Source organism: Empedobacter sp. UBA5036, from assembly GCF_002415215.1.
In the GTDB taxonomy this organism is placed as follows: Bacteria; Bacteroidota; Bacteroidia; order Flavobacteriales; family Weeksellaceae; genus Empedobacter; species Empedobacter falsenii_B.
Genome location: NZ_DICC01000028.1, coordinates 8,586 through 29,120, shown reverse-complemented (window position 1 = coordinate 29,120; position 20,535 = coordinate 8,586). Strand labels below are relative to the sequence as shown.

General features: G+C 31.8%; 16 protein-coding genes and 2 pseudogenes. 9 read left to right on the top strand and 9 right to left on the bottom strand.

The window, feature by feature from the left end; all coding sequences use genetic code 11:
• Window positions 1-457 (top strand): annotated as a pseudogene (locus B4J88_RS05255) (transposase); the annotation flags it as partial.
• A 58-nt stretch (window positions 458-515) separates the two neighbouring features.
• On the opposite strand, the gene B4J88_RS05250 reads toward B4J88_RS05255, so the two are convergent.
• The 6 genes from B4J88_RS05250 to B4J88_RS05225 all read right to left on the bottom strand — a co-directional run bounded on the left by B4J88_RS05250 (window position 516) and on the right by B4J88_RS05225 (window position 9,712).
• Entirely contained in the window at window positions 516-5,354 is a 4,839-nt protein-coding gene (locus tag B4J88_RS05250; RefSeq protein WP_291066693.1) for a DNA repair ATPase, read from the bottom strand.
• Between the two features lie 85 nt (window positions 5,355-5,439).
• The gene (locus tag B4J88_RS05245) at window positions 5,440-7,524 is read right to left on the bottom strand and encodes a flotillin family protein (protein WP_291066691.1); all 2,085 of its coding nucleotides are present in this window, start codon (window positions 7,522-7,524) and stop codon (window positions 5,440-5,442) included.
• Between the two features lie 99 nt (window positions 7,525-7,623).
• Window positions 7,624-8,316: an OB-fold-containig protein gene (locus B4J88_RS05240; RefSeq protein ID WP_125350042.1), complete on the bottom strand. Its 693-nt coding sequence runs from the start codon at window positions 8,314-8,316 to the stop codon at window positions 7,624-7,626.
• A 19-nt stretch (window positions 8,317-8,335) separates the two neighbouring features.
• Window positions 8,336-8,533 (bottom strand): DUF4177 domain-containing protein, encoded by a 198-nt coding sequence (locus tag B4J88_RS05235; protein WP_125350043.1) that lies wholly within the window; start codon window positions 8,531-8,533, stop codon window positions 8,336-8,338.
• 69 nt (window positions 8,534-8,602) lie between these two features.
• Window positions 8,603-9,307 (bottom strand): PspA/IM30 family protein, encoded by a 705-nt coding sequence (locus tag B4J88_RS05230; protein ID WP_280049423.1) that lies wholly within the window; start codon window positions 9,305-9,307, stop codon window positions 8,603-8,605.
• 12 nt (window positions 9,308-9,319) lie between these two features.
• Window positions 9,320-9,712, bottom strand: a complete 393-nt coding sequence (locus B4J88_RS05225; protein WP_219034890.1) for a YbjN domain-containing protein — start codon at window positions 9,710-9,712, stop codon at window positions 9,320-9,322.
• 93 nt (window positions 9,713-9,805) lie between these two features.
• Here B4J88_RS05225 and B4J88_RS05220 point away from each other — a divergent pair, with 93 nt between their 5' ends.
• Entirely contained in the window at window positions 9,806-10,465 is a 660-nt protein-coding gene (locus tag B4J88_RS05220; protein ID WP_221856605.1) for a helix-turn-helix domain-containing protein, read from the top strand.
• A 162-nt stretch (window positions 10,466-10,627) separates the two neighbouring features.
• Here B4J88_RS05220 and B4J88_RS05215 read toward each other — a convergent pair whose 3' ends face one another.
• Entirely contained in the window at window positions 10,628-11,836 is a 1,209-nt protein-coding gene (locus B4J88_RS05215) for an acyltransferase family protein (RefSeq protein ID WP_221856607.1), read from the bottom strand.
• A gap of 108 nt (window positions 11,837-11,944) precedes the next feature.
• On the opposite strand from B4J88_RS05215, the gene aspA reads away from it, so the two are divergent.
• Entirely contained in the window at window positions 11,945-13,342 is a 1,398-nt protein-coding gene (gene aspA / locus B4J88_RS05210) for an aspartate ammonia-lyase (RefSeq protein ID WP_291066697.1), read from the top strand.
• Between the two features lie 52 nt (window positions 13,343-13,394).
• A complete protein-coding gene (locus B4J88_RS05205) occupies window positions 13,395-13,700 on the top strand; it encodes a hypothetical protein (RefSeq protein ID WP_291066687.1) in 306 nt (101 codons plus the stop codon).
• Between the two features lie 72 nt (window positions 13,701-13,772).
• Here the strand turns inward: B4J88_RS05205 and B4J88_RS05200 are convergent, their stop codons facing one another.
• Window positions 13,773-14,915 (bottom strand): DEAD/DEAH box helicase, encoded by a 1,143-nt coding sequence (locus B4J88_RS05200; protein WP_291066685.1) that lies wholly within the window; start codon window positions 14,913-14,915, stop codon window positions 13,773-13,775.
• A 243-nt stretch (window positions 14,916-15,158) separates the two neighbouring features.
• Here B4J88_RS05200 and B4J88_RS05195 point away from each other — a divergent pair, with 243 nt between their 5' ends.
• Window positions 15,159-16,334: a trans-sulfuration enzyme family protein gene (locus B4J88_RS05195; RefSeq protein ID WP_291066683.1), complete on the top strand. Its 1,176-nt coding sequence runs from the start codon at window positions 15,159-15,161 to the stop codon at window positions 16,332-16,334.
• A 93-nt stretch (window positions 16,335-16,427) separates the two neighbouring features.
• On the top strand, window positions 16,428-16,937 hold the full coding sequence (locus B4J88_RS05190) for a hypothetical protein (RefSeq protein ID WP_291066681.1): 510 nt from the start codon (window positions 16,428-16,430) through the stop codon (window positions 16,935-16,937).
• Between the two features lie 38 nt (window positions 16,938-16,975).
• On the opposite strand, the gene B4J88_RS05185 is transcribed toward B4J88_RS05190, so the two are convergent.
• A complete protein-coding gene (locus B4J88_RS05185; RefSeq protein ID WP_291066679.1) occupies window positions 16,976-17,992 on the bottom strand; it encodes a threonine aldolase family protein in 1,017 nt (338 codons plus the stop codon).
• A gap of 94 nt (window positions 17,993-18,086) precedes the next feature.
• Here B4J88_RS05185 and B4J88_RS15205 point away from each other — a divergent pair.
• The 3 genes and pseudogenes from B4J88_RS15205 to B4J88_RS05170 all read left to right on the top strand — a co-directional run bounded on the left by B4J88_RS15205 (window position 18,087) and on the right by B4J88_RS05170 (window position 20,515).
• Window positions 18,087-18,745 (top strand): annotated as a pseudogene (locus tag B4J88_RS15205) (response regulator transcription factor).
• A 1-nt stretch (window position 18,746) separates the two neighbouring features.
• Window positions 18,747-20,021 (top strand): sensor histidine kinase, encoded by a 1,275-nt coding sequence (locus B4J88_RS05175; protein WP_291066677.1) that lies wholly within the window; start codon window positions 18,747-18,749, stop codon window positions 20,019-20,021.
• Window positions 20,022-20,086: 65 nt separating this feature from the next.
• Window positions 20,087-20,515 carry a PepSY-like domain-containing protein gene (locus B4J88_RS05170; protein WP_114997745.1) on the top strand — a complete coding sequence of 143 codons (429 nt, stop codon included), beginning with the start codon at window positions 20,087-20,089 and terminating at the stop codon, window positions 20,513-20,515.
• The last annotated feature ends 20 nt before the right edge of the window (window positions 20,516-20,535 follow it).

Below are 20,535 nucleotides of genomic sequence, written 5' to 3'. Positions count from 1 at the left end.
AACACAAATATCTGTATTACGTCATATTCGTAATACTTCTTAATACGTAGTTTGGAAAGAAAAGTAACAGTTTACTGCTGCTATAAAAGAAAACTCCAACGCGCCAACTAAACAGGCTGCTGAAGCTACTTTAAACGATTTTGCTTCTACGTTGGAACATTAATATTCTTATGCCATCCAAAGCTCGAAAATCAACTGGGAAGTCCTTACGGTTTTCTTTGAACTCCCCGTAGATATTAGGAAAATCATATACACCACCAATCTAATTGAGAATTTAAACGGTAAAATAAGGAAGTACACTAAAAATAAATTATCCTTCCCTACAGATGAAGCTGTTATGAAATCCGTATATTTGGCTGTGAGAGAAGCAACTAAAAAATGGTCTATGCCAGTAAGAAACTGGGGAGTTATTATTGATCAATTTTTAATCCTATATCAAGAAAGGGTTAGACTCTAAAAAGTAGAACCTAACCCAAGCTTAATTTTTGAACTTACACACTTTAAGAGACAGTCCTTTATTTCTTCAAAATAGCTTGGATAATTCCTTCCAAATTTTCATTGAATTCGAGCAATTGAGCAAAAACTTTATCGTCTTTATTCAAGCCGCCGTGCTTATTATTTTTGACAAACGTTGCTTTTATCGTTTCCCAACGTTCTTTTTCCTGAGAAGTCATCAAACCTGCAATTTCTTTTAAGCGCAAAAGATTCGATTCTGTGTCGGTTGTCAACGTTTGCGATTCACTTTCGTAATGCGCCAAAATCGTTTCATTAATTTCTTTTTCGTTCATCATTGGAACAATTTTCGAAACTAATTTTGACATATTTCTGTACGAACCTTGCATCTTGAAAGGTGGCTCAGTTCTGTAATCATCTTGCATTGCTGCGCTCGCAATATAATTTTGATTGACTTTTACGACAACATTTCTAATCTTAATTACATGTTTCAAAACAGCAATAAAATCATCAATTTCTTGTTTCAAATAATTGCCTTCCAAATCTGGAAGTTGTTCTTGATTTTCAGTTACAAAATTTGTTAACTTGTAAAAATCGGTCAAACTTTTCGAAGTAATTTTATCTAAATAAGGATTATCGCCTGTCGCATTTTCTATCAAACTCAAGTTGAACAACGTTTCCGTATCACCAATTACATCGCCCAAATTATAAACATCAGCACGATTAGCCAACATATCTGGAATCTGAAATTTAGAACCGCTTTCCGTATATGGATTTCCAGCCATCACAATACAAAAACGTTTTCCGCGTAAATCGTAGGTTTTACTTTCTCCTTCAAAAATTCCATCAATTTTTCGCTGTCCATCGGCTAATGAAATAAATTTCTGTAAAAATTCGGCACTCAAATGCTGAATATCGTCCAAGTACAACATTACATTATCTGCCATTTCAAACGAAAGATTTATCTTTTTCAATTCCTCTCTTTCTCCAGAAGTTTTGGCTTCGATTGGATCGATTGACGTAATATTATGTCCAATTGTTGGTCCATTTACTTTCACAAAATGTAGGCCCATTGTTTTTGCTAAATACTCCATCAACGTCGTTTTTCCATAACCAGGAGGCGAAATTAACAACAACATTCCCATTCGTGCAGTACGCTTGTTATCGCCTGCAGTTCCCAATTGTTTGGCTAAATTATTTCCGATTAAAGGAAAATAAACTTCGTTGATTAATTTATTTCGAACAAATGATGTTAAAACTTTTGGTTCAAATTCTGCGATTTTTAAATCCTTTTCATAAGCTTTCGAAATTTCTTCTTTTAACTTTTGGAATGATTTAAAATTTGGAACATCAACAGTTGAAAAATGCTCTAATTTAGAAATGATTTCATGATAATTTTGTGTATAAATACCATCAATTATTACGGTATGATTTCCTTTTAAATCTTCAATTATAATAGATGAATTTCCATTTATTAACTGAAATTTATCTTTAGAAAACAATAACATCGTTGCTACTTCATTTACAACATTTCTGTAAGTTGAAAAATTTTCATTTTCATCGATAAAAGAATGAATCCAGTTTTCGATCAAGTAAAATTTTTCGGTTGAAGAAAATTGTTCATCTGCAATCAACGCATTAAAATCATCTGAATTTTTATTTTTCTCTAAGTAATTAATGAATTCTTTTCGAAAATTTTCAGCTTCATTACTCATCGAAAAAGCTTGATATTTTGTGAAAGTTCTAAACAAATAATTGGCAACTTTTTCTGAAGTTGTTATTGTTTTATCCCATTCAGTTTCCCAATTTTCAAAAAGCGATTTGATTTCATTTAGAATATTTTCAAATCGAGTTGAATTCGGAAAATTTTTCAAAATTAATTGAGCCGAATTAATCATTGCATTCAACTTATCTTGCAAATTCTTTTCTAAAGAATGGCAAAAAATTTGAGCAGTTGTACGAGTTGGCGCATCAAATTGCAACACATCTAATTTCGAATTTATGTTGACCAATTCAGTAAAAATTCGAAACGCATCAAAATTGTGAACGCCTTTTATATAACCTTCCGAATAATTTTGTTCAATGATTTGATTGATAAATTTTTCAGCATCAAAATCGTTTTCATTTCTTGCTAAAAAAGCTTGATAAGCTAAATATTCAGCACGATAAACCAATTGATTTTCCGAAACAAATTCTTGGTTCCAAATATCTTGGTAACGATAAATCTCATCGTTTTTAACTTTTTGATAGAAACTTGTACCTGTTAAATGATAAAATAATTCGTTGTTACGATTCAACAATGTCAGCGCTAATTGCTGCGTATTGACCGTAAATTTATTTTGACCAAGCGCAATAATATTTTGCCCATCAACAAAAAGTTCAGTTTTATCTCGTAAAACACGAAGCGTATCTTCTTGCGATTTTTTTAATAGATTTTCAAGGTTTTCGGCTTTCGAAACATCTTTTAAATCCTTCAATTCTTGAATGATTTGACGCATTTTGTCAATCATTAAATCCGAAGAATAAAACGCTAAAATTTCTTCTTTCTCAGAAAAAGTTTTGGCTTTATTTTCGATATTTTTCAAGACGCGCAAGCCAATTTGTTCTAATGAATTGGTGCGTTTGTTGGTTTGTTCAACTAATTGTTCACGTTTCGAATTGAATGCCTTGATAATTTCGTCGCGCTTATCTGCAATTTTCAAGGCGAAATCATCAAAATCAGAAAATTTACTTTCTAATTCTTCAAGTTGAACAATTATTTTTGTATTGTATTCTTCCGTTTTTTCGGCAGTTGTTGATAATTCTAAAAAGTTAACCACACTTTGTTCTAACAACGTGATTTGAGCAGAAAATTCTGCAACAGCTTCTTTGCTTTTTAACGCAGAAGTTTGACGTGTTAATTGGGCACGAACTTCGTTAAGCGAAGCAAAAATAACCGAGATTTTCTCAATGATTTTTGTTGTTTGTGTTGCGTCTTCAATTTTTAAACTGTTCAGAATATCAATCAATAATTCTAATTCTGAGGCAATTTTAAGACAGGCTTCTTCGATAACTTTCGCATCAATGACTTTTTCGATAGAAGCTACTAAGTTTTTCTGTTCAGCAACTTTTTCTTCATACGGAATTAGTGCTTCATCCAATAAAAGAAACTCAATTGTTTTGGTTGATAAATTTTCGTTTACCTCTTGCAATCGGTTTTCTAATTCTTGAACACGCTCTAAATTGATGTAACGAATTGAACGTAAATCAATAACTTTTCCTTGAATTTTACGCGCTTCAGCTAAATGTTCAACCAATAAATCCAATTGATTGTACGTTGTGCTATTTACTTTGAAAACGATTTCTTCAATCGATTCTTCCGTTTTTTCTAAGGTTTCTTGCGCAAATTTTTTCTGAATTTGAACTTTAGCAAATTCATCAATCGCTGTATTGGCAACTGTTTTTATTTCTAATAAAGGAACAGCAAGCTCAAAAGTCTCTTGATCATTAATCCAAAAATAGCCATCTACAATATTATTCGCTTTTTTTACAATGTCCTCGTATAAACCTTCGTACGAATCTTCTTTGTTGATTAATTGAATAACCTCCTGAGATTCAGCCATTGCTTTCACAATGTCTTTGTTCCCAATTTTATATAATGGATGATTTGTTTTCTCTGTATTTTCAATCAAACGTTCAACATAAGGTGTTTGCCAAATTTGAACTTGATGATGTCTTGTCGCTTCTTCTTCGGTGCGGAAATAAATTAAACTTCCATCTTTAAAAATCGTAAAACCATTACAAACTATAGGTGTTTCCACAGTTTGTTGAATGATATTGTACGATAAAAGAATGTATGTATTGGTTTCATCTTGATTGAAAATGTACATAAAATCTTCTCCGTTCGGAGAATTTACACGACGGAAAAATTGAAAATGCTCTAAATTATTATTATCGAAAAGATGATACGTTCCGTTTTGTAAATAATAACCATTCGAAAAAATTAAACCTTGATTATCGGGTAACAGAACTGCTGCATCTAAAAGTGCAGGAATGTTGATAACTTCTTTGGTGCGAACATTGTAAATATAGGCTCTGAAATCTTCTTGAAACGGTTTTATTTTAACCGCAATTAGATTTCCTAAATCGGCATAATAATATTCGGCATCGTCTAATTGTTGATCTAAATGTGTCACTTTTTCAGTGAAAATTCCTTTTCCTGAATCCGTATTATCTTCAATTTTAAAAGTAATATCACCACCAATTGCTTCGATAAAAATCTTATCTAAAATAGAAATATGTGGAAACTTTCCTAATCGACGATCATCGATAGAAGTTTTTTGCCATTCAAAATCAAATTGATCTGCTTTTTTTACTTCGTGAATGCTGCGATCATCTTGATAAATTAATTTTCCGTCTTTGATTAACCATTTAAACGCTTTCAAATCTTGTGCGCTTTTACTGGTTTGGAAAACCATGTATAGATAATTATCTGTTCTACGAAATTTAGAAAAGATAGAATCGCGGTAATATTTATATAAATTCTGAAAATCTGTAAAGAAATTCTGATCGTTTATTAAGTCGAGAGGTTGAGGAATAAATTGATTTTCTTGAAACAGATAAATACTAAAAACATCGCTCAACTGAATGTCTGTGCGTAAACCGAAATGCACGTTGTAACCAAAAATACACAATTTATCGAACGCGATAATTCCACGTGCGACGCATGTATTTTCTGTCGTAATTCTTTGGTTTGCGCTTAATGCAAAATTGGTAGAATTGAAGACTTCTTTTCGAGCATCATTCAATTTCGTTAATCTTTCCGAAAGAAAATCTTTTTGTGTAAGAAGTCTTTTTCGGATGATTTCGTACGCGCCTGCATCAAGCGTTTCGGTAACGTTAATATTTTTTTCTTCTTGCATTAAATTAAAATCTAGAAGGTGATTAAACTGTAATTAAGAGCGATTGAAACGAATAGATTCAATCACTCTATTATTGTTTAATGGATTAACCTATTTTTTTATTTGAAACACCTAACTGATTCGCAATTCCGAAAAGAGAATTTATAAATCCTGTGTCTTCGCTGTTTCCAGAAGCAGAAGCAGCTTGCTGTAATTTAATTAATGCCGCAGTAATTGTTAAGTTTTTGATGTCATTTGACGAAATACCATATTTATCGGCAAGATTTCTTACTTTTCCAGCCAAATCGATTCCGCCATCTTCGTCAATCAATGCATTTTTGATGTCTGTTGCATGTTTAGAATTGTCGATTAAATGATCAAAACCTTTTGCATTCGAAACTTGTTTGACAATATTTTCGAAGAACATCGTTTCTCCACCAACAATGTCAATTTTCGCAGATTTCAATGCAGTTGATAATACTTCAGCTTGCGCTCCAGCAATATCTTTTTGAATGTTGATTTGAGCCAATTCGATGTCTTTTTCTTTCTGTAATTGAAGTTTAAACTCTTCGTGCTCTTTTCCAACACCGTCCAATTTCTTCATAGCTTCTGCTTTTTCTTCGATTCCTTTCGCTTCCGCTAATGCTTTTTCGCGTACAACTTCCGCTTGTGCTAAACCTTCTTTACGTAACGCTTCCGCTTTTTTCTCAATAACAGACGCTTCTACAGTTCCTTGTTTCTCTTCTGCTTCTGCTTTCGCAACCATTACTTCTGCTTCAGATAAACCAATTGCAGCTTCTTCTTTTGCTTGAGCTTCTGCAATAATTTTACGCGCTTCCGCTTCTTTTGCAGAGGCTTCTTTTTTTGCTTCCGCATCAATTAATAACTCTTGCGCTTTGCGTTCTGCAACTTGTTTTTGAGCATCGGCTTCGATTACTTGACGAGCAGCTTCTTGCTCTGCCGCAATTTTTGCCGCTTCCGCAGCTTTTACAGTTTCGATTAAACGCTCTTCCGCTTCTTGCGATGCAGCAATAATTCCGGCTTGTTTCTGACGCTCAACTTCACGGTAAACTTCAACATCTTTCACACCTTGTTGCTCTTCAATCACGCCTTTTTCTAAAAGAACGCGTTCTTTGATAACGCCTTGAATATTTTTCTTCTCCACCTCGATAGACCTTTCTTTATCAATCTGAGCTAAAGTCACAATTCGCTCACGTTCTGTTTGCTCTAATGCACGATCTTTTTCAACGCGTTCCGTTTCGATTGCATCAGTACGAACTTTATTTTTTTCTGCGATAATAATTTGACGCAATTTATTTTCTTCTTGTACCGCCAATTGCTCTTCTGTTGTAATACGAACAGATTCAGCTTTTAGACGTTCTTCTTCGCGAACTTTTGCAATTTCTGCCTCTTCGCGCGCTTTTATATTTTCGATTTCTCTGCGTTGACGCTCTTCTTTTTCGGCTAATTGTCGCTCTAATTCTAAGATTGCTTCGCGCGCTTCAACGTTTTGTTTTTTGATTACTTTTTCTTCTTCACGACGAATTAAGTTGGCGTTCATATTTTGTTGAGCCGTTAATTCCGTGATTTTTTTAATACCTTCCGAATCTAAAATATTATCAGGGCTCAAGAATTGTAATTCAGTTTGTTCTAAATAATCAATCGCACAGTCATCTAAAATATATCCATTCAAGTCTGTTCCGATGATATTTAAAATTTCATCTCTAAATTCGCGACGAGCTTCGTATAATTCGATAAAATCGAATTTTTTTCCAACTGTTTTTAAAGCTTCTGAGAATTTTGCTTCGAAAATACTTTTTAATGTTTCTGGTTCTGATGCTCGTTCTGTTCCTAAGTTTTGTGCAACATTGATTACATCATTCACCGATTTATTAACGCGAACAAAAAATGCAACTTTGATATCTGCACGAATGTTGTCTTTACAAATTAAACCATCGTGTTGTTGACGAGTAATATCAATTTTCTTAATCGAAATGTCCATAATTTCCATTTTGTGGAAAACAGGAATTACATACATTCCTTTGTTGAAAGCTACTTGCGATCCACCAACACCAGTACGAACGATGGCTTTTCCTTGCGGAACTTTTTTATAGAAAACGCTTAAAACGACGATGAAAGCAATAAAGATGAAAACGATAACACCAACTGCTAAAAGAATAAAATTTGTCATGAGATTTTTATTATATTTTGATTGATTTAGTGAATAATTAAGATTAAAATTTCTTCGATAAGAAACGAAGTAAGTTGAAATATTAGTGTCATAATAGTGTTAAATGTTGTTTAAGGTTATATGTTTGATGACGAAATAATAATGATTTGAAGGCGATTCGTCGGTGATAATAATGGTATCTCCAAAATTAATTTCTTCGCCATTTTGACTTTTGATGTTAAGCGTAATAATATCTTTCTCGATTTGAAATTCCGCAGAGCCTATTTTATCTCCTGTGATTTTAGATTTTGATTTTCCGACTCTTCCGATAAAATCAGTTTCTTCTTCACCATGATAACCTAATTCTGAATACATTTTAACTAATGGTTTAGTGATCCAATGCATCATAAAATAAGCGATGATGAAAACCGGAATTAAGATTAAAACTGAATACAATCCTAATTTGCTTAATCCAAAAACAATCGAAGAAATAATGGTAATCACCCAACTGATAAATTTGAACAAAGTAATAATCACCATTAACGGAACTTTACCAACATTGATGAATTCTAAACATTTTGCCCAAAAACCTGGTTCGTGATGCACGTCTGCATCAGCATCGTGATCAGCGTCAATTTCGTGGTGGGCATCAACATCATTGATGTCTCCGATATGAAAATCAGAATCTGTTCCAAGATCAATTCCGTCACCAGCTAACAGTTGAAATACCCAATAGACAAGAGAAAATCCCATCAAAATGGTCATAATTCCGTTGGCCAATGGATTAAAAAGAAGGTCTAAAATTTCGGTCATTTAGTGTTAATTTTTAATGTTAAATAGCTCTTCTGAATGTATAATAAATAATTTTCGTTGTGCTGTTGATGGAAAGCGGAGTGGAAGTGATTAATTCCCAGCCTTCATTTCCATATTTATTTAGTAAATCATCCAAAAATGTTTTATCTATTTTGATAGAAAATAAGCCAGCGTTAGGCATTATTTCTATTGTTTTGTATTCATATTTAGATGCCATAGTTTTGATTTTTTAAAAGAGATTAATTTACTAAAAATTTTATAGAAATAATTCACTATAAAAAGTGATTTATTCTTGATTTTTCGACTGAATTTTTAGCTTCAAAGCTTCTAATTCATTTTGAATCAAATCTCCTTTTAAGGTTTCGTTAATTTCGTCATCTGCGGTTTTCGAATTATCCGCTAAACTTCCGTAAGCTTGCGCAAGTGCTTCGTCTTCTTCCACTTTGGCTTTCATACGTTCTAACATGCTAATTGTGCTATTCGCATCAATTTTAGCCATTTGTTTGTTCACTTGTTTTGTGGCATCAGCAACTTTTACACGCGCTTTTAATGTTGTCAATTCATTTTCCCATTTATTAATGTTGAATTTTAGAACTTCGACATTTTTATGGACTTCATTTGCAGATTTTTCATGAATAATTACTTGATTTTCTAATTCAGTAATTTCTTCTAACAATTGATTCTTTAAGCCCAAAGCTTCTTTCGCTAAACTTTCGGCTTGTTCAACTGTAATTTCACTTCGCCCAGCTTTTTCTAACAAAAGAATTGCTTTTCGTTCATAATCTGCAGCTTCTTCTTTCTTTTTGTCGACGCTATTTTGCGAACGAATTGCCATTGCTTTTACCTTTGCGTAAGCCTCTAATGATTGATTAAGATCGTCGCGCATTTCGCGAATTCCTTGTTCTGTCATTTTGATTGGGTCTTCCATTTTTTCGACAACCGAATGTATTTCCGCTTGTCCAATTCTAAAAATACGTTTGAAAATATTCATAGTGATATTGTTTTATTGTTTAGAAAATTCGATTAATTGAGCAGAATATTCGCTCATCAATAAGCTCAAAGAGTTTAACGTTGCTTCAAATTCGTTTTGATCAAGATTCGCAATTTGAAGTGTGTAACGATAAATAACTTTTTTTCCGTCTTCTGTTATTGCAAAAGCACCATGAATGATATCGCGATTTTTCATCAACAACGCTTTTAGCATTTCCAGATTATCATTTGTAATTGTAAATAAATACAACTCGAAAATGATAACAGGTGGTGCAATTCCTACAATCAGATTTTGAACACCATCCAATAAATTTTCAATCATAAAAACACCCTCTTTTTCGTCTTTGTAAGTGATGGTGTAATTGATGTTTTGAATAAAATTTTCAATCTTCGAAAAATAATTCATTTTGTTGTTATTAGTGTTTTTTGTAATTTGTTTCCATAAAATTAAACAATTTGCTAAAATAATTAGCAAATAAAAATGTTAAAATTTTAAATAATGACAAAAATTGGTGAAAATATAAAGAAATTAAGACAAGTTAAGAACTTAACTCAGCAAGCTTTTGCTGATTTGTTCGATGTTAGTAGAGGGAATATTTCATCTTACGAAGAAAAACGTGCAGAGCCACGAATTGAAACGATTTCTCTTATTGCTAAATATTTTAGCATCCCAATAAGTCATTTGATCGAAAAAAACTTAACAGTTAACGAAATATTACACTTTGATAACTATTTTGAGGAAGCTGATATGTTACGAAATGTTAAAAATTTGAGCGCGATTCCTTTTTTATCACGAGAAATAATTCAGTTAAAAAAAGAATTATTTTCTAATATAGAAAATTATCCGTCGATCTATTTTCCAATCTATAATTCGCATCAATTTATTGCGTTAGAATATTCTTCGAATATCGCTTCACCTATCGATTTTACAGAAGAAGAATCGTCTATTTTATTTTTTGAACATTTGGAAGTGGAAAATTTACATTTGGTCAATGATAAATTTGGTTTGTATTTGAATGATGATGAAATTTTTGTTGGGAAGTTTATTCAACAAGAAAATCAGTTGATTTTGGAATTAAATCAATGGAAGCAAATTATTTTTGATGTTGAAAATATTCAGCACTTTTATCAGTTTTATGCTGTTTATAAGAAAGTTTAGAAATAATTTTTATAAGTAAGATTGTTTTCTATATATTAGATGTTTCTACATCGTTTGACTCGCTCAACATGACAAGAAAATCCAATCTAGGCTGATAATTAATGTCATGTCGAGGAATCGAGACATCTCTTCTAAAAACTTATAACTTACTACTCAAGACTTTTAAACTTTAATATAAATCTTCTTTTTATCTAATAAATAAGCTAACAACCAAAAGAAAGCTAAGAAAATTAGCGAATAAACAAATGAACCAATTTCTGGAATTCCAGGAATTTTAGCGCAAACATTTTCGTAAAACCAACCCAATGGTGAAATGAATTTGATTTCTCTTTTGTCGTTTAAACCAGCTTCAATTCTGATTAAACTTAATAATCGAGGTAATAATCCGCTCAAAACAAAGATGAATAAAGGATTTTTTCCAAAAACATCAAAGAATTTCATGAAACCATTTTTTATGCCTAAAATTTCGATGAACCAAATCATAGCGCCAATTGTCAAAATTGCTAAACCAGTTGTGTTGAAAACATAAGAGCTGCTCCAAATCTTTTTATTGTACGGAAAATCCCATTGCCAAACGTAACCAATTGTCAACGCAATTGTTCCTAAAACAAATAAGCCAGCTAACATTTTATATTGCGGATTGTCAGTTTTTGGTAAAGGACGATTCAACCAATTGATATTTCCTTGTTTCTGAATATAATCACCAACCAAATACCCAAATAAAACCTGTGGAATAGTAGAAATTGTACTGAAAATTCCTTCGGGATCAAACGGAACACCTTCTCCTTTGTAAATATGTGCTAAACCTAGCAATTGATTATCGATTTTAGTTCCGATGAAACCTTCTAATGAATAAGGGTCAGAAGTTCCAAGTCCGAAAGTTAAAACCCAATAAAGTAGAAGAATCGCACAACTTATCAATAAAACTTGTTTTTGTTTAAAATAAAAAGCAATCACCGAAGCGAAAAAATAAGCAATTGCAATTCGTTGTAAAACGCCCATTATTCGGATTCCGCTTTTTTCTGAATCTTTCCATGCTTTGAAAATAAGGTCATTATTATCCCACTTGAAAAATGGCCACCAATTGATGAATAATCCAATTCCGAAAATTAGAATTGTTCGTTTTATTACTTTTTGCCAGAAAATTTGTTGAGGTTGTTGTTGCAATTTTGGAATCACAAAAGCCATTGCATTTCCTACAGCAAACAAAAAGAAAGGAAAAACCAAATCTGTTGGCGTACATCCGTGCCATTCTGCATGCTCCAAAGGATCGAACATAGCCGACCAAGTTCCTGGATTATTTACCAAAATCATCAACGCAACAGTTGCGCCACGAAAAACGTCTAATGAATAATAACGAGCTGCTTTCATCTCTTTTGTGTTAATGTTTTAAAGATATAGATTTTTTGAATTTTTAGACAAAATGCTTTTCAAAAAGATACTAGATTATTCCTTACCTTTAATTGTCAATAACAAACAATAAATAAAATGAGAACGGAGTCTGATTTATTAGGAGAGTTACAAGTTCCTGAAACGGCTTATTATGGTGTGCAAACGCAACGTGCTATTAATAATTTCAAAATTTCCAATAATTATTTGTCGCATTATCCCGAATTTGTAAAGGCACTTGGTGTCGTAAAATTAGGAGCTGCGCAAGCCAATCACGAATTAGGAATTTTATCGAAAGAATTATTTGATTCAATTTCTTTTGCTTCAAATGAGTTAATTGCTGGTAAATATACAGAGCAATTTCCGATTGATATGATACAAGGTGGTGCGGGAACTTCTACAAATATGAATGCAAATGAAGTAATTGCAAATATTGCTTTGGAATATTTAGGAAAACAAAAAGGTGAGTATCAATTTTGTTCGCCAAATGATCATGTCAACCTTTCACAATCAACGAATGATGCGTATCCATCTGCTTTGAAATTAGCATTATTTAATATGAACAAGCCTTTGGTTGAGGCATTAACTTCGTTGTATGAGGCACTTGATAAAAAAGGGAAACAATTTGGTAATGTTATAAAAATGGGACGTACGCAATTGCAAGATGCAGTTCCAATGACGCTTGGGCAAGAGTTTGAAGGTTTTTCGAATACATTACATAAAGAAGTTGATAATTTAAACCGAATTGCTGCCGAATTATTAGTGATTAATATGGGTGCAACTGCAATTGGAACTGGATTGAATGCTGTTCCAGGTTATGCACAATTGTGTACAACTAAAATAGCTGAAATCATGAATGAAGATGTTTCGTTGGCTGATAATTTAGTGGAAGCAACTTCGGATACAAGCTCGTTTGTGGATTATTCATCAGCTTTGAAACGTCTTTGTGTGAAATTGTCGAAAATTTGTAATGATTTACGCTTATTAACATCTGGTCCGAGAACAGGTTTGTTCGAGATTAATTTACCTCCAAAACAACCAGGATCTTCGATTATGCCAGGGAAAGTAAATCCAGTAATTCCAGAAGTAGTGAATCAAGTTTGTTTTAAAGTAATTGGAAATGATTTATCAATAACAATGGCTGCCGAAGCTGGTCAATTACAATTAAATGTAATGGAGCCAATAATTGGTTTTTCGATTATGGAATCGATTCAATATTTAACAAATGCGATGAATACGCTACGTGTTGAATGTGTGGATGGAATTACAGCAAACGCAGAACATTTGAAAAATGAAGTACAAAATAGTATTGGAATTGTTACAGCTTTAAATCCTTACATTGGTTACAAAGCAAGTACAAAAATTGCGAAAGAAGCTTTAGAAACAGGAGGAGGTGTATATCAATTGGTCTTAGATCACGGTTTATTGTCGAAAGAACGTTTGGACGAAATCCTTGATCCTAAAAATATGCTTGGTCCACATATCTAGAAGTTGTGAGTTAGTAGTTATGAGTGATAAGTTTTGAAAAAATAAATTAATAATGAAACCTTCGAATCTTCTAAAAATAGAAACATTAAACGATGAATGGCTAGATAAGGATGTGATTATTTTACATGCTTGTTTTCAGATTTTATGCGATTGTATTGAAAAAGAAAATTTATTTACAAGTCATGTTGATTGGATGTATGATGATGAACATAAAAATGCAAAAATTGAAATTGAAAACTTATATAATTGGTGGAATAAACGTAAGCTTGATAATGATAATTTAGAAAAAGATCAATATGAAGAAGATAATCAAATGTTGAAAAAATTAATAGAGTTTAGACAATATCTTTGGACTTGATTTAATTAAAAAATTATGAGTAATGAGTTCAGAGAAAACTTAGAACTTGTTACTCATAACTTAAAACTTATTTTAATATCCGTGTAAATTCACATCATCAGTTGGAAGTAAATCAACTTTTTTACCCATTTTTTTCTGAATGATTTTGAAATGATGCAAATCTTCTTCTGTAATCAAACTAATGGCTTTTCCGTTTGCATTTGCACGACCTGTACGCCCGATTCTGTGCACATAATCTAAAGGCGAACGAGGTAATTCGTAATTAATAACAGTTGGTAAACCTTCGATATGAATTCCGCGTCCAATCAAATCTGTTGCAACCAAAACTTTAATATCACCTAGTTTAAAATCTTCCAAATTATCCATTCTAGCGCCTTGGGATTTCTTACTGTGAATCGCCATTGCAGAGATTTTATTCTTTTTTAATTTTTCTACTAAATTATCTGCAGTTCGTGTCGAAGAAACAAAAACCAAAACTTGTTCTAAGTTTTCAGATTTGATTAAATAACGTAAAAAAGGACCTTTTGTTTCGGCATCAACTTTATAAGCAACTTGTTCGATTTGTTCCAAATCAATTTCTTGTTTTTTGATTTCAACAACAATTGGATCAATACTTAATGTAGATTTTATTTCATCAATTTTATCATTCAAAGTTGCAGAAAATAGAATTGATTGTTTCTTTTTCGGAACACTTTTCAAAATTCGGTTCATCTCATCTCCAAATCCTAATTGGAACATTTTGTCTGCTTCGTCAATCACCAAATATTGCAATTGATCCAATGATAACGCATTATGATCCATCAAATCCAATAAACGACCAGGAGTTGCAATCAAAACTTCAGTTCCATATAAATTCTTCATTTGTGGATTAATTGAAGTTCCACCATAAACAGCTTGTGTTTGTACTTCGCGACGTAAAGCAGTTTGTAATCCTGCAAAAGTTTGTTCAATCTGAACTGCTAATTCACGTGTTGGAACTAAAATTAACGCTTTTATATTACGAGATTTTTCGTACGATTGATGCTGAATTTTTTGTAGCAAAGGCGCAACAAAACACAAGGTTTTTCCAGAACCAGTTTTTGCAATTCCCATCACATCTTTTCCTTTTAAAATAGATGGAATTGTTTCGGTCTGAATTTCAAAAGGTTTTAAAAATCCAAGTTTTGTAATTGCTTTTGATAAATATGGTGATAATCCTAAATTTTCGAATGACATAAATTGATATAAGATTGCAAAGGTAGAGATTAAATCTGAATGAAATTTTAGGAATAATTACTCGTTTAATTATTTTTAATCGTGATGAAAATGAAAGTTTTAAAATCGTTTCTGAAATATTTCTAAAAATCTTTTTAGAAACAGTCAAATTATCGAAATAACGATTGAAAATAGAAATAATTTCTGTTTAAAACTTTATTAAAAGCTTTTTGCTTAATAAAACTATCGTTAACTTTGATTCTTATGAAAAAAGATCAGTCTAAGATAATTCGTGAGCAAGCGCCAAGATCTGCTACTCGCGAGCATTCGGTTCCATTATATTTAACATCAAGTTTTATTTTTGATAGCGCAGAGCAAGGACGTGCAATTTTTGCAGAAGAAGAGCAAGGTATGGTTTATTCACGTTATGCAAATCCAAATACAACAGAGTTTATTAATCGCGTTTGTGCTTTGGAAAAAGCAGATGCAGGTTTAGCTTTTGCTTCGGGAATGGCTGCTGTTTTTGCATCTTTTGCTTCGTATATAAAAAGTGGAGATCATATTGTATCGAGTCGTGCAATTTTTGGTTCTACGCATCAATTAATTACGCAATTATTTCCGCGTTGGGGCGTAACTTATACATATGTAGAAACGCCAAATATCGAGGATTGGGAAAAAGCAATTCAACCAAATACAAAAATTGTTTTCTTAGAATCGCCTTCAAATCCTGGATTAGAATTATTTGATTTAGAATCTTTGGCAAAATTGAAAGAAAAACATCCGAATGTTATTTTTGCAATTGACAATTGTTTCGCAACACCATATTTACAACAACCTTTGCAATTTGGATTTGATTTATCTATTCATTCTGCAACAAAATATATGGACGGACAAGGTCGAGTTTTGGGTGGAGTAGTTGTAGGGGAAGAAGAATTAATCAACGAAATGATGTTTTTTATTCGTCATACAGGTCCAGCGATGTCAGCTTTCAATGCATGGACAATTTCTAAAAGTTTAGAAACTCTGCCGCTTCGTATGGATCGTCATTGTGAAAATGCGTTGGCGTTGGCAGAAGCTTTGGAAAATCATGCTGAAATTGCAGATGTAAAATATCCATTTTTACCATCGCATCCGCAATATGAGTTGGCGAAAAAACAAATGAAAGGCGGGGGTGGAATCGTAACATTTGAAGTGAAAGGAGGAAAAGAACGTGCTTTCAGATTTATTGATGCATTAGAAATGATTTTATATACGTCTAATTTAGGGGATTCGAGATCGATTGCAACGCATCCAGCAACTACAACTCACGCAAAATTATCAGATGCAGAACGTGCAGATTTGGGAATTAGGCCAGGCTCTATTCGTTTATCAGTCGGTTTGGAGGATAAAGTGGATATTATCGAAGATATTTTGCAAGCGTTAGAAAAAACTAAGGTTTAATTAATTTATTGATTAGTTGTTGATTAAATATAAATTTTAATAATTTATTCATTTCAGCACGGACTTTGCTTATTCTAAACGAAAGTTTAGAATATGAAGAAGTTTTTAATTTTTGGTTTTGCGTTGTTTACAATGTCAAGTTATGCGCAAAATAGACCAAATGATGGAAATAATAGAAATGTCGATATTTTAATTGAAAGATCTGATTATTACGGAATATCAAGTAGTCAAAAAAATAAAATAATTGCTTTAAAAAAACAAGCAAGTAAAGATTTCGAAAGAGTTGGAAGAGATCGTAATTTATCTGGTTACGAAAAAGGTAGAAGAAAAAGAGAGATTTCTTACAATTTACAACGTGATATTGATAAAATCTTAAATGATAATCAACGTTATAAATGGTCAAATTCTCATCGTGACGATTATTACAAAGATCGAATTGATGATCGGTTAGAGCGTTTAGAAGACGAATACGAAAGAGATATCAAGCGAATAGAACGTAATTATTCTTACGATAAAAATTTGATGAAACGTAAAAAAGAAATCAGAAAAGCAGAATATAAACGCGCGAAAGAGCGTTTGAAAAATGTGAAAGATTATTATTAAAATAAAAGGATCCAATAATTTATGGATCCTTTTATGTTTTATATTAATTTGATAAAATTTTCTACTTGTTCCTCTGGTGTTGTCCAAGAAGTGACTAATCTAATTGCAGAATTTTCTTCATCAATTTTTTGCCAAATATAAAACTCAAAATCTTGTTGTAGTTTTTCGATAATTGAATTTGGTAAAATAGGGAAAATTTGATTGGAAGATGGTTCTGTCAAAAAGTTGTGACCTTTTGCTGAAATAGCATTTGCTAATTTTTCTGCCATTTGATTGGCGTGTTTTCCCATCTCGAAAAATAAATCATCTCGAAACATTTCCGAAAATTGAATTCCTATCAAACGTCCTTTCGCTAACATTCCGCCTTTTTGCTTAATATGATAACGAAAATCTTCGTCCAATTTTAAATTATTTATCACAATTGCTTCACCTAAAAGTGCACCATTTTTAGTTCCACCAATGTAAAAAACATCTGCAAAATTTGCCATATCTTCTAAGTTTAAATCACATTTAGAAGAAGTTAAAGCAGAAGCTAAACGTGCGCCATCAACAAAAAGGTATAAATTATTTTCTTGGCAAAAATGATAAAGCTTTTGCAATTCCTTTTTTGAATAAACACTTCCAACTTCCGTAGAATTAGAAATATAAACCAATTTTGGCTTTACCATATGCTCGTCCGTATGTGTGGTAAGAATAATCGAAATTTGCTCAGGAGTTATTTTTCCATTATCCGTCGCAATGGTATTTATTTTATGTCCTGTTGCTTCTATCGCGCCCGTTTCGTGAACGGCAATATGCCCGCTTTCGGCTGCAACTACAGATTCGTGTGGTTTTAGAATAGAAGAAATTACAATTAAATTGGCTTGTGTTCCACCAGAAACAAAATGAATTGCTGAATCTTTTTTCAGTCTTTTTTTGATGAACTCTCTTGCTTCATTGCAAAATTCGTCTTCGCCATAACCAATTGTTTGTTCTAAATTTGTATCGATTAATCGTTGCAAAATTGCTGGGTGAGCACCTTCGCTATAATCATTTTTAAAGCTATATTTTTTCAAAATTGAAATCTTAAATTTTGAGAATAAAAGTAGGAGTTTTCCTAATTCTTTCCTATTTTACTATCTATTTTTACCAATTATTTAAACTGAAGTTATGAAGATTTTAGTCGTAGAAGATGAAATAAAATTGCAAGAAACAATTGTTGAGTTTTTAGAAAAGGAAAAGATGATTGTCGAAACAGCAGATAATTATCAGCAAGCTTTGGATAAAATAATTTCGTTCGATTATGATTGCATTTTATTGGATATGATGTTACCAGACGGTGATGGAATGTCTTTGTTGAAGGAATTGAAGAATCTTCGGTGATTATTTTGTCGGCGAAAGATTCGGTTGATGATAAAGTAGAAGGATTATTGGTTGGCGCGGATGATTATTTAGCGAAACCATTTCATTTTGCTGAATTATTGGCTCGAATTAAAGTTGCTTTGCGCAAAAATCTACAAAAAGGAGAGGATGTTTTGAGTTATAAAAATATTCAAATTTTTCCCGAAGATCGTTTGGTAAAAGTAAATAATATCGAACTGAAATTAAACAGAAAGGAATATGATTTGCTGTATTATTTTATGTTGAGACCCGAACGTGTTTTTCAGAAAACGACTTTAGCAGAAAGTGTTTGGGGAGATCATATTGAGCTATCTGATAATTTAGATTTTATTTATTCGCAAATAAAAAATCTAAGGAAAAAAATGAAAGAAGCAAACTCCGAAGCCGATTTACAAGCGGTTTATGGGATTGGTTATAAGTTGATTTAATATGAAAATATCACTAAAAAATTATACATTTCGTTACCTTACATTTTGGTTGCTTATCGTTATTGCGATTTGGGCATTTCTTTTTCATTCCTTGATTTTGGATGAAGTTTATGACAATGTAGATGATGGATTAAAGAATCAAAAAATTGAAATTATTCGAGAAGCTTATCGCGATCCGAATTTATTAAATACAACCGAATTTGGATTAAGTCAATTCAAAATTTCCAAAGTTGATCCAAGTAAATATGATGAAAGAAATCATTTTTCGAATGAGTTAGTTTACATGGGATACGATGATGACATGGAGCCTTATCGTATATTGAGAACTGGTTTTTATGACAAAGAAAATCATCCATATTCATTAGAAATTAGAACCTCAACAGTCGAAGAAGATGAATTGATTTATGATTTGTCTCTTTCTTTGATTGCGTTATACTTTTTTATCTTGATTAGTATATTGTTGATTAATCATTTTGGATTAAAAAAAGCCTTCAAACCTTTTGGACAAATTATTTCTCAATTAAGAAAATATGAAGTGGGAAATAACGAAAAACCAAAACTTGTCGAAACGAATGTGAAAGAATTTTCTTATTTGCAAAAAGAAATTGAGCGAATGATTAATCGAAATGATGAGGTTTTTAATTCACAAAAATTGTTCATCGAAAATGCTTCCCACGAATTGCAAACACCTTTGACAATTGCGCTAAACAAACTTGATTTGCTAATAGAAAATTCAGATTTAAAAGAAAAAGAGGTGATGAGTTTGGTAGAAACCAAGCAAACACTTTGGCGAATGGTGAATCTTAATAAATCGTTGTTAATGTTATCTCGAATCGAGAATAATCAATACAAAAATAATGTTGAAGTTAATTTTACAGCTTTGACAAAAGATTTGATCGAAGATTATGAAGAAATTTTAGAAGCAGAAGAAATTAAATTAGAAACGAATTTTAAGGCAGATTTTATTCTTGATTTTAATATCGATTTAGCGCGAATTTTAATTTCAAATTTGATTCGAAATGCGATCAAACATAATAATGATGAGAAAATTATTAAGATAGAAAGTGATTCAAATCAATTTATAATTTCGAATACAGGGAAAAACGCAACATTGGATTCGAATCTTATTTTTAGTCGTTTTTATAAACAAGGAACAAGTGATGGAAATAATGGCTTGGGGCTTTCGATTGTGGACACGATTATCAAAAATCAACAAAATTTGACGTTACATTACAATTATGAGTTTCCTTTTCATCAATTTATTCTGAAAAAATAAATTATTCCCAAATCTTTCCTAATTCACTTTGCAACTTTGTCTTAATAATTATAAAATCAAACAAAATGAAAAAGTTTTTAAGTGTTATCATGTTAAGTGCAACGTTGATTTCTTTTGCTCAAGATAAAGCGATAAAATATAACCAAGTTCCAAAAATGGGACAGCAATTTATCAACAAATATTTTGGTGTAAAACAAGTTGGTTCTGTGATGTTGGACGACGATTATTTTTCGAAAGAATATAAAGTGTATTTGGCAAATGGAACAAAAGTAGAATTTGATGGAGACGGAGCTTGGAAAGAAGTCGATGGAAAACGAAATGCTATTCCAACAGGATTTATTCCAGCTAAAATTTCGAATTATGTGAAAAGAAGTTTTCCGAATACTACAATAACAAAAATTGAAAGAGACCGAAAAGAAATTGAAGTGAAATTGAACAATGGACTTGAATTAAAATTTGATAAAAACGGAAATTTTAAGAAAATTGATGATTAATAAATAAAATAAAAAACTCC